This is a genomic window from Stenotrophomonas thermophila (assembly GCF_001499715.1).
Classification (GTDB): Bacteria; Pseudomonadota; Gammaproteobacteria; order Xanthomonadales; family Xanthomonadaceae; genus Stenotrophomonas; species Stenotrophomonas hibiscicola.
This window is the reverse complement of record NZ_CVIW01000063.1, coordinates 154,832-163,380: the sequence shown is the minus strand read 5'-3', so window position 1 is coordinate 163,380 and position 8,549 is coordinate 154,832. Positions and strand designations below refer to the sequence as shown.

Genomic DNA, 8,549 nt, shown 5'->3' with positions numbered 1-8,549 from the left:
ACCCCCATAACAACGCCCCATAATCTCGCTCCTCGACGCCCAGGTGGCGGAATTGGTAGACGCACTAGTTTCAGGTACTAGCGGGTAAAACCGTGGAGGTTCGAGTCCTCTCCTGGGCACCACGTCGAGAATGAGAAAAACCCGCGAGAGCGGGTTTTTTCATGCCCGGAGTCCGGCATCAGAGCAGCGGCCGCAGCGCCAGTTCCAGCCCGAGCAACAGCAGGAAACCCAGGAAGCAGCCCCGGAACACCCGCGCACTGATGCGCTGCCGGATCACCTGCCCCAGCCACATGCCCAGCAATGCCGGCAGCACCGCCAGCGCACTCAGCCCCAGCTGCTGGATGCCGAATGCGCCGTGCAGCACCAGGCCGGCGGTCAGCGAAATCGTTGACACCGTGAACGCCAGCCCCAGCGCCTGCACCAGCTCCTCGCGCTGCAACCCCAGCGACTGCAGGTATGGCACCGCCGGCATCACGAACACGCCGGTGGCGCCGGTCACCACGCCCGACAACGCCCCCACCAGCGGCCCCAGCCAACGCTCGCGCCGCTGCTGCACGCGGAACACCGGCGCAAGCAACGCATAGGCGGCATAGACCACCAATGCCACGCCCAGCGCAACGCGCGACCAAGTGCGATCGACCCGCACCAGCAGCGCCGCCGAGCCCAGCGTCACCACCACCACGGCCAGCATCATCGGCCACAGGCGCCGCACGATGCGGTCCAGTGACGGCCCGGACAACAGCTGCCACGCATTGGTGACGAAAGTGGGAATGAACAGCATCGACGCCGCCGACACCGGCGACAGCGTGCTGCCCAGCAGCCCCATCGCCACCGTCGGCAACCCCATCCCAGTCACACCCTTGACCACACCGGCCAGCACGAACACCACCACCAGCAGCACGTAGAAGTACATCGATTCATTCATGCCTTCATTGGATCGGCCGGCCGCTCGGCGCACAATGCGGTGTTTCCGGCCTTGCCTTCGGCTGATCCGAAGGCGCAGCCGTTGCGATGAGGGCATCACATGCGAATGGATATCGCCGACCTGCGCCTGTTCCTGGCGATTGCCGAGGCGGGCAGCATCACGGCCGGCGCAGCGCAGGCGAACCTGGCACTGGCGTCGGCCAGCGAACGCCTGCGCACGATCGAAGCCGATGCCGGCACCGTGCTGCTGAACCGCCATCCGCGTGGCGTCAGCCTGACTGAAGCCGGCGCCGCCCTCGCCCACCATGCACGCCTGATCCTGCAGCAGCAGGCGCAGCTTCGCGGCGAACTGCAGGCATTCGCGCATGGCGCGCGCGGTACCCTGCACCTGTATGCCAATACCGCTGCGCTGACCAACTACCTGCCCTCGCGGCTGGCACCGTGGCTGGCCGAACGCCCGCGCCTGCACGTGGAACTGCTGGAGCGCACCAGCCCCGAAGTCGTGCGTGCGATCAACGCTGGCCAGGCCGAGGCCGGCATCATCAGTGATGCGGTCGACGCTGCCGGCCTGCAGCAGCACGTGGTCGCCGAAGATCCACTGGTGATGCTGCTGCCCGCAGACCATCGCCTCGCATCGCGGCGCAGCCTGGCCTTCGCCGATGTTGCCGGCGAGACCTTCGTCGCGCTGGCCGACGGCAATGCACTGCAGGCCTACATCGAAGACCAGGCGCGCGACATCGGGCGGCGCCTGGACGTGCGCATCCGCATGAAGACCTTCGAAGGGGTGTGCATCATGGTCGGCCACGACATTGGTATCGGCATCGTGCCGCGGACCATCGCCCGCCAGCACCGGCGCAGCACGCATACCGTCGCCGTACCGCTCGCCGATGCGTGGGCACAGCGTCGCCTGTGCGCCTGTTTTGCCGAGTGGGCGCAGTTGTCATCGGCAATGCGCAGCCTGCTGCTTCACCTGGGCGTGCAGCCGCAGAAAAAACTGTGAAATGTTGTTGACACATCCTCTGCCGTCCCGCACAATTCATCTCCTGAGTCGCCCAGGTGGCGGAATTGGTAGACGCACTAGTTTCAGGTACTAGCGGGTAAAACCGTGGAGGTTCGAGTCCTCTCCTGGGCACCACGACTCAAGATGATCAAACCCGCGAAAGCGGGTTTTTTCGTTTCCGGGGCCTGGCGAGCGTGGCATCGCAACCGCCACTCGGACTGTCGTATCTCGCACCACCCGGGCGTCGCCTGCGGGTGTATACCTCCTCCCGGCGCGCCGTCACCAGACCTTGAACGCCCCCCTTTTGGGGCGCATTTCACGTTCCCCGTTCAATTCGTACTTTTCCTAGTCGAGATCCACCCGATTCCTTTTCGGTGGGAGGCAGATTTACCGGAGCCGGTTGCAGGTCTATCGACACGACCGGACCAGCGCCCCCCCCTTTCCCCAAAGGACGCCCCAATGCAGCGCAGCATCATCTGCCCTCACTGCCACACCGGCTCGAACCACGGCGTACGCGTATGCGTGGGATGCCAGGCCGAGGTCCACTACGGCGCATCGAAGGAGGCCGTAATGTTCGTCTTTGTCGCCGCCATCATCTGCGGCGCACTGGTCGGCAGCCGATTGCAGGCCACTGCCGGCTGGATCACGTGCGGCGCCGTACTTGTGGCGGGAATGTGGGCCATTTCCGATTGTTCCGTGATCGGGTGGTGTTCAAGCGCGTCTATCGCACGCGCTGAACCTGCGCCGCTGCACTCCCCCAACGGCAGGGCCCGTGCGACCCACGTTGCACAAACAAAAAACCCCGCCTTGCGGCGGGGTCAAAATACAGCACGTGTTTCCAGGGAGTTTTCAGTGCCCGCCACCGGCAGCCGCACCCGCACCTGCGCCGAATGGCGGCTTGGCCAGCCACAGGAACGTAATGATCGCCAGGAAGATCCAGCCCAGCAGGAAGAAGATGTCGTTGAAGCCCATCTGCGATGCCTGGTGGTTGATCATGTTGTTCAGTACCGCTGCGCCGTGCTGCAGGTCGCCCTGCCCCATCGCCGTGACCTGGTCCTGCATGCCCGGCTGATAGGCCGAGATATGCTCGGTCAGGTCGGCATGGTGCACCTGGGTGCGCCGCGCCCACAGCCACGTCGTCAGCGACGCCGCGAAGCTGCCGCCCAGCGTACGCAGGAACGTGGCCAGGCCGGAGCCCGCCGCGATCTCGCGCCCATCCAGGTCCGACAGCAGGATCTGCAGCACCGGCATGAAGAACAGTGCCACGCCGATGCCCATGATCAGCTGTACGCCGGCCACGTGCATGTAGTCCACCTGCAGGTTGAAGTTCGAGCGCAGGAAACTGGTCATCGACAGCACGATGAAGGCGATCGTGGCCAGCATGCGCATGTCGAAGCGCGATGCATACTTGCCCACGAACGGGGTCATGATCACCGGCAGGATGCCGATTGGCGCCGTTGCCAGGCCCGCCCAGATCGCGGTGTAGCCCATGTCACGCTGCAGCCACTGCGGGATCAGCAGCGCCACGCTGAAGAACGCCGCGTAGGCCACCACCATCGCCAGCGTGCCGGCGCGGAAGTTGCGGTGCCGGAACAGCTTCAGGTCGACAATCGGATCCTTGTCGGTCAGTTCCCAGATCAGGAACACCGTCAGTGTCACCACGGCCACGCAGGCCAGCACCACGATCTTCATCGACGCAAACCAGTCCTCGTCGTTGCCCAGGTCGAGCACCAGCTGCAGCGCACCGACGCCGATCACGAGGGTGATCAGGCCGACGTAGTCCATCTTCGGCTTCTCGATCTGCTCCGGCCGCCCCTTCAGCTGGTTGCCGACCACCAAGGCAGCGAAGATGCCCAGCGGCACGTTGATCAGGAAGATCCATTCCCAGCTGTAGTTGTCGGTGATCCAGCCACCGAGGATCGGCCCGCATATCGGCGCGACCACCGTGATCATCGCCAGCAGCGCCAATGCCTGCCCGCGTTTCTCGCGCGGGTAGATCGAAACCAGCAGCGACTGCGTGATCGGGTACATCGGGCCGGCCACGAAGCCCTGCAGCGCACGCGACACCACCAGCATGCCCATGCTCTGCGCCAGGCCGCACAGCAGCGAGGTGATGACGAAGGCCAGCGTGGCCCAGACGAACAGCTTGCGTTCACCGAAGCGGCGGCTGAGCCAGCCGGTCAGCGGCAGCGCGATGGCCGTGCTGACCGCGAACGAGGTGATGACCCAGGTCGCCTGCTGCGAACTGGCACCGAGGTTACCGGCGATGGTCGGCAGCGAGACGTTGGCGATGGTGGTGTCGAGCACCTGCATGAACGACGCCATCGCCAGGCCCACCGTGCACAGGGCGACGCTGGGCGGCAGGAACCCGGAGGCCGCACCCGGCGCCGCCGGTGCGCCCGGAGCGCCGGGCGCGGCTGGAGCTTGTGCGGACATGGCGACCTCAGCCCACCTTCGCCTGTTGCTGCGGCAGGTTGCCCTGGATGATCGTGTGGATCACCTCATCGGCATCATGCAGCTGCTTGGCATACACGTCGGTGTCGAACACCGTGCCCTTGGCCGGGGTACTCGGCAGCACTTCGCCCTTCTGGTCGCGCAGGCTCACTTCGGCCTTCATCGACAGGCCGATGCGCAGCGGGTGTTCGGCCAGCTGCTTGGCATCGATGGCGATGCGCACCGGCACGCGCTGCACGATCTTGATCCAGTTGCCACTGGCGTTCTGCGCCGGCAGCAGCGAGAACGCGGAGCCGGTGCCCAGGCCCAGGCTCTGGATGCGGCCCTTGTACTTCACGTCGCCGGCGTACAGGTCCGACTTCAGCTCCACTTCCTGGCCCAGGCGCATGTGGCGCAGCTGGGTTTCCTTGAAGTTGGCCTCGACCCACATCTGCTCGGTCGGCACCACGGCCATCAGGGCATTGCCCGGCTGCACGCGCTGGCCGACCTGCACCGAACGACGGGCGACGTAGCCGGAGACCGGCGCGACAATGCCGGCGCGGGCGTTGTTGAGGAAGGCCTGGCGCAGCTGTGCGGCGGCGGCCTGCACGTCCGGCTGGGTGGCGATCACGGTGTCGTCGACCAGCGCGCGGTTGCGCTCGACGGTCTCGCGCGAACCGGCCACGGCCGCTTCGGCCGCGGCCAGCTCGTCGCGGGCGTGGGCCAGTTCTTCGTTGGAGATGGCGCCGGTGGCGGCCAGGTCCTTGCGGCGGGCGTAGTCTTCGCGCACGCGCTTCAGGGTCACCTGGCGGGCGTTCAGGTCCGCCTGCGCGCCTTCCACGCTGCGGTACAGGCCGCGGGTCTGGCGCACGGTCTTGGCCAGGTTGGCTTCGGCCTGCTGCAGCGCCACTGCGGTGTCGGACGGGTCCAGCTGCACCAGCAGCTGGCCGCGCTCCACGCGCATGCCGTCATCGGCATTGATGGCGACCACGGTGCCGGCCACCAGCGGGGTGATCTGCACCTGGTTGCCCTGCACGTAGGCATCGTCGGTCTCTTCGAACCAACGGCCGAACATGAAGTACCACAGCGCCAAAGCGGCAAGCAGCAGCACGACGATCACGAACAGGCCGCGCAGCAGGTTGCCGCGGCGGTTGGGGGCGGCCGGGGCCGCGGTGTCTTGGGTCTGGCTCATGTCGGAGATCTTCAGGAATGCGAGGAATCGGAATGGGAGGCGATCGGTGCGCGGTCGGCGTCAGTGGGCTGGAAACCACCGCCCAGCGCCTTGCTCAGGCGCACCGAGGACTGCACCTGCTGCGACTGCAGGCCGGCCAGCTGCTGCTGCGACTGCAGCAGGGTGGACTGCGCGGTCAGCACGTCCAGGTAGCTGCCGATGCCGGCGCGGTAGCGCTGCTGGGCCAGGTCGAAGGCAGCGCGTGCGGTGTCCACCGCCTGCTGCTGCGACTGCGCCTGCTGTGCCAGCGAGCGCACCGCGTTGACCTGGTCGGCCACATCACGCAGCGCATCGAGCACGGTCTGGTTGTAGTTGGCCACCGCCAGGTCGTACTGCGCATCGGTATTGGCCAGGTTGGCGCGCAGCTTGCCGCCTTCGAAGATCGGCAGGCTCAGCGCAGGGCCGATGTAGGCGAAGGTGGAACTGCTCTTCAGCAGGTCGCCCACATTCGGGGCGACCACGCCGGCCAGCGCGGTCAGGTTGAAGCTCGGGTAGAACTTGGTCTTGGCAACCTTGATCTGCTTGTCGGCTGCTTCAACGCGCCAGCGTGCGGCCACGATGTCGGGGCGGCGGCCAAGCAGTTCGCTGGGCAGCACGCCCGGCAGCTGCAGTGCCACCGGATTCAGCGGCCGCGGGCGCTGGATCGACAGGCCACGGTCCGGGCCCTTGCCGACCAGCGCGGCCAGTGCGGTGCGGGCGGCGTCGATACGCTGCTGGGCGGCCTGCACCTGCTGCTGCGCGGCCGGCACGCGGGCCTCGGCCTGGCGCACCTGCAGATCACTGTCGATGCCGGCGCGGCGGCGCTGGCGGGTCAGCTCAAGTGACTTCTGCGAACGGCTCAGCTCTTCCTCGGCCACGTCGTTGAGCTGCCACGCGTAGGCCAGGTCGGCATAGGCCTGGGTGATGCCAGTGGACAGGTTCAGGCGGGCGGCCTGCGCTTCAACGGTGGCGGCGTGCGCACCGTCCACGGCGGCTTCCCAGGCGGCGCGCTTGCCGCCCCACAGGTCCACGCCGTAGCTGAAGTCGAAGGCGACCTGGCTGCTGCCGGCGTAATGGCCACCGATCTCGCTGCCTGCCATCGACTCAGGCAGGCGCAGGCCGGTGTAGCCACCGGATACCGACAGGCTGGGCAGTTCGTCGGCACGCGCAGTGCCGACCTGGGCCTGGGCCTGGCGCAGGCGCGCGTCGGCGGCGTCCAGGCTCGGGTGGCCGGCCAGGCCCTCGGCGACCAGCGCGTCCAGCTGCGCATCGCCCAGCGCCTTCCACCAGTCCTGCGCCGGGAAGCCGGTGGCGCTCAGGTCGGTGTCGGCCAGGGTGCGTTCGCTGTGCAGGCTGTCCACATCCAGCACGTGGCCCTGCGGATTGAGGCCACGACTGCTGGCACAGGCGGCCAGGGCCAGGGCCAGCGCTGACACCAGCAGCGTGCGCCCGGACCGGCGGAAAGTGAAATGCGGGATCGGGTTCATGGGGTCGTCAAGGAATCGCGGATTCGGGTAAGGAGGGACAGCAGCAGCGTGCGCTCGTCGGTTGAGAGATCACGCAGGGCGTAATCCATCACCGCGTCGCCGCGCAGCTTCAGCCGCGCCCACAACGCGCGGCCTTCATCGGTCAGCACGATCTGCAGCGCACGACGGTCCTGGGCATGCGGTTGGCGACGGACGCAGCCCAGTGCCTCCAGCTTGTCCAGCAGCCGGGTCACGGCGCTGGGCACCTGGTCGATGGCCTGGGCCAGTTCGTTGGCGGTGCACGGCGCCATGTTGGAAAGCACCTTCAACCCGATGTAGTGGGTGAAGCCGATGCCCAGGTCTTCTTCCGCCATGGACGCGTCGAGTTGGCGGACCAGCCCGTCGCGCACCTGGCGCAGCAGCAGGCCGAAGCTGGGGGGAGTGGTTGCAGGACAGATCATGGGGGAGCATTCTCTTCCAAAAAAAATATTTCTCAATGGAAATATTCGATCTGGCATCGAATGCTGTGTTGCAGCAATGGGCTGGATCGGTGAAGGCGCCTACCTTAATGACCTGGTCAGCTGGCCCGGTAGTACAATTCAGCCAATGGATGACACATTTCAGCCAGCGGATATGATGAACAAGGCAGAAATTCCCCCTCCCAAGCGCCTGCTGCGCGACGACGCGCTGGACTGGTTCGAGCGCAACGACGGCCCATCGGTGGTCGCCTACCGCTTCGACAGCCCGCAGGGACTGGTCCGTGAGGTGGACTGGCACCATCACCAGCGCGCGCAACTGATCTATGTGGAGCGTGGCCTGCTGACCACCCGCACCTCGCACGGCACCTGGTCGCTGGCGCCGGGTTCGGCCGGCTGGATGCCGCCGCTGGAGCCGCACACGGTCACCCTCGACGGGCCGCTGCGTGGCTGGGGCATGGCGCTGGCCGCACCCGCCTGTGCCACCCTGCCCGCCGACCCCTGCGTGCTGGGCCTGTCCAAGCTGGCGCAGGCGCTGGCCGAGCGCATCTGCGAATGGCCGCTGGGCTATGACACCACGCCCGAGCGCCAGCACATCATCGAGGTGCTGCTGGACGAGATCCGCACCGCGCCGCGTCAGCGCATGCATCTGCCGATGCCCCACGACCGGCGCCTGCTGAAGATCGCCTCGCAGCTGCTGGCCGACCCGTCCGACGAGCGCAGCCTGGCCGAATGGGCCCACTGGGCCGGCCTGTCGCCGCGCAGCCTGACCCGTCACTTCCGCGACGAGACCACGCTCAGCTTCGCCCAGTGGCGGCAACAGGCCCGCCTGTCCGAGGCGTTGCGCCAGCTGACCGAGGGCCGCAGCGTGGCCGACATCGCCCACGCACTGGGCTTCAGCAGCGCCAGCGCGTTCGTCACCGTGTTCCGCCGTCACTTCGGGTTGCCGCCTGGGCGCTACCTGGCGCGGGCCGGGCATGGCCTGGAAACCGGGCTGGACCCTGCACGCGGCTTGGCATCCCCCGCCGCATCCGGATAAT

At 67.0% G+C, this 8,549-nt stretch carries 7 protein-coding genes and 2 tRNA genes; 4 read left to right on the top strand and 5 right to left on the bottom strand.

The window, feature by feature from the left end; translation table 11 throughout:
- The first annotated feature begins 37 nt into the window (after positions 1 to 37).
- Positions 38 to 122, top strand: a tRNA-Leu gene (locus BN1263_RS19260).
- 56 nt (positions 123 to 178) lie between these two features.
- Here the strand turns inward: BN1263_RS19260 and BN1263_RS19255 are convergent.
- A complete protein-coding gene (locus BN1263_RS19255) occupies positions 179 to 925 on the bottom strand; it encodes a sulfite exporter TauE/SafE family protein (protein WP_058983458.1) in 747 nt (248 codons plus the stop codon).
- A gap of 99 nt (positions 926 to 1,024) precedes the next feature.
- On the opposite strand from BN1263_RS19255, the gene BN1263_RS19250 reads away from it, so the two are divergent.
- Both BN1263_RS19250 and BN1263_RS19245 read left to right on the top strand, forming a co-directional pair.
- Positions 1,025 to 1,924, top strand: coding sequence for a LysR family transcriptional regulator (locus BN1263_RS19250; RefSeq protein ID WP_058983455.1), 900 nt, complete (start codon positions 1,025 to 1,027; stop codon positions 1,922 to 1,924).
- Between the two features lie 50 nt (positions 1,925 to 1,974).
- Positions 1,975 to 2,059, top strand: a tRNA-Leu gene (locus tag BN1263_RS19245).
- A gap of 714 nt (positions 2,060 to 2,773) precedes the next feature.
- Here BN1263_RS19245 and emrB read toward each other — a convergent pair.
- From emrB to emrR, 4 genes are read right to left on the bottom strand one after another with little or no spacing between them, the layout of a single operon-like run.
- Positions 2,774 to 4,360, bottom strand: coding sequence for a multidrug efflux MFS transporter permease subunit EmrB (emrB, locus tag BN1263_RS19240; RefSeq protein ID WP_019659097.1), 1,587 nt, complete (start codon positions 4,358 to 4,360; stop codon positions 2,774 to 2,776).
- Positions 4,361 to 4,367: 7 nt separating this feature from the next.
- On the bottom strand, positions 4,368 to 5,549 hold the full coding sequence (gene emrA / locus BN1263_RS19235) for a multidrug efflux MFS transporter periplasmic adaptor subunit EmrA (RefSeq protein ID WP_021204129.1): 1,182 nt from the start codon (positions 5,547 to 5,549) through the stop codon (positions 4,368 to 4,370).
- Between the two features lie 11 nt (positions 5,550 to 5,560).
- The gene (gene emrC, locus BN1263_RS19230) at positions 5,561 to 7,054 is read right to left on the bottom strand and encodes a multidrug efflux transporter outer membrane subunit EmrC (RefSeq protein WP_058983454.1); all 1,494 of its coding nucleotides are present in this window, start codon (positions 7,052 to 7,054) and stop codon (positions 5,561 to 5,563) included.
- On the bottom strand, positions 7,051 to 7,494 hold the full coding sequence (gene emrR, locus BN1263_RS19225) for a multidrug efflux system transcriptional regulator EmrR (RefSeq protein WP_019659100.1): 444 nt from the start codon (positions 7,492 to 7,494) through the stop codon (positions 7,051 to 7,053). The genes emrC and emrR overlap by 4 nt, the downstream gene beginning before the upstream one ends.
- 172 nt (positions 7,495 to 7,666) lie before the next feature.
- On the opposite strand from emrR, the gene BN1263_RS19220 reads away from it, so the two are divergent.
- A complete protein-coding gene (locus BN1263_RS19220) occupies positions 7,667 to 8,548 on the top strand; it encodes a helix-turn-helix domain-containing protein (protein WP_026346921.1) in 882 nt (293 codons plus the stop codon).
- Position 8,549: the final 1 nt, after the last annotated feature.